Here is a 1,261-nt window from a genome sequence, read left to right as displayed (position 1 = left end):
CGCAAATTGCAATAACAAGTTGGACACCCCGTGGTAAAAACCTTGCTCACGGATGGAGCCGCAGGATCTATCCGTGAGCGAGGTTGCCGCAGCCGTCAGGCTGCGTAGACAGCGTCCAGAAAATCCTCAAAGAGTTCCTCCGGGGTGCAGTATCCGAGTTTCTTCCGTGGGCGTCCATTCAGCTCGTCAGCAGCGGCGAGGATATCCTCGTCGGTGAAGCCCTCAATAGAAGCTCCCTTTGGGACAAAGGCCCGGAACAGGCCATTGTGTCGCTCATTCTGGGGACGCTCCCAGGAGGTGTACGGGTGGGCGAAGAAAACCTTGCTGCCCCAGTTCTCCACCTGGGCGAAGTCAGCAAACTCGCTGCCGTTGTCCACAGTAATGGTTTTAAAGACCTGAGAGAAGTGTTCTCCGTACTCATCATGGAGGGTGTTCATGAGATTCATCACCGCCTCACTGGTTTTGCCAGGGATACGGAACGCAAGGTAGGTTTCCGTCTTCTTCTCCAACAGGGAAAAGACAACAGCCTCCTTACCCGCTCGCTTGCCGACCACGGTATCGCCTTCCCAGTGGCCCTCTTCAAGACGAAGAGATGCAATCTCCGGGCGGCTGGAAATGCTTGTGCCGTAGCGCTTTTTGTTCTCTCGCACACGATGCTTCTTCGCTTTGCGCTTTAACGCCTCGGGCAGTTCCATTGGCTGGATGGAGAGGTGCCCTTTCCAGACCATGTTGTAAAGGGTACGGGAGCAGACCATCTCAGACGGCTCGAACAGGTCGTGTCGCTTGGCATATCCGCAGCAGGCATCCAGGGACCACTTGTGTTCCCGGATCTGCCGAACCACCCAACTGGTGAAGTTACTGCAGACGCCCGCTTTCGGATGCCTGTGGCAGGATGCTCTGTTGGCTCTGTAGACAGCTTCTCCCAGCTTGGGGGAATAACCGGGAGCTTTCCCCTTGTTGCTCTTGCGAGTCGGTGTGCCTCGCCGCAGCTCATTCGTAACGGTGGATGGAGCGCAGCCGATCTGTCTGGCGATGGCACGAGGACCGAGTCCCTGCTTCTTGAGGACCTTGATGGCTCCTCGGTCTTCCATGCGAAGATGCTGTCCCTTCTTGCGTTCTGCGTATTCTGTGATACAATGATGGCAGTCCATAGTGATTGCCCTCCCTCTGTAGAAGTTGTGTGGTAACTTCATTCTACCACGGGGAGAGAAATCACTATGGATTTTTTACTCAAGTGTCCAACTTGATTTTACAATCAACC

1 protein-coding gene is annotated in these 1,261 nt (G+C 54.9%); it reads right to left on the bottom strand.

The genetic code is table 11. The annotated features are described in order from the left end of the window. Nucleotides 1–95 precede the first annotated feature (95 nt). Nucleotides 96–1,151 carry an IS30 family transposase gene (locus ACTNBZ_RS14315; protein WP_441210948.1) on the bottom strand — a complete coding sequence of 352 codons (1,056 nt, stop codon included), beginning with the start codon at nucleotides 1,149–1,151 and terminating at the stop codon, nucleotides 96–98. Between the last annotated feature and the right edge of the window lie 110 nt (nucleotides 1,152–1,261).

This window comes from Pseudoflavonifractor sp. HCP28S3_F10, assembly GCF_052065415.1.
Classification (GTDB): Bacteria; Bacillota; Clostridia; order Oscillospirales; family Oscillospiraceae; genus Pseudoflavonifractor_A.
This window is presented reverse-complemented; position numbering and strand designations above follow the sequence as displayed.